Genomic DNA, 254 nt, shown 5'->3' on the forward strand with positions numbered 1-254 from the left:
TAAAGTAATTTGAAAAGAAAAACTGTAATCAGTAGTCTGTTCAAATTACCCGTCGACTCGGTTAGTCGGCACCATTTATTTAAAGTTAATTGTAAAGTATCACAATTAATTAGCACAGTTTATGTGCCTCGATAGCTCAGTCGGTAGAGCAGAGGATTGAAAATCCTCGTGTCCGTGGTTCGATTCCGCGTCGAGGCACCATTTATTGAGAAGCCTTGCTTATGCAAGGTTTTTTTATTTTAAGTGCTTTATAA

Annotated in this window: 1 tRNA gene; it reads left to right on the top strand. The window is 37.4% G+C overall.

The features are described 5' to 3' along the window. The first annotated feature begins 125 nt into the window (after nt 1-125). Nucleotides 126-201: transfer RNA gene (locus CXF64_RS00045), tRNA-Phe, on the top strand. Nucleotides 202-254: the final 53 nt, after the last annotated feature.

It is taken from the genome of Pseudoalteromonas sp. GutCa3, from assembly GCF_002836155.1.
Classification (GTDB): domain Bacteria; phylum Pseudomonadota; class Gammaproteobacteria; order Enterobacterales; family Alteromonadaceae; genus Pseudoalteromonas; species Pseudoalteromonas arctica.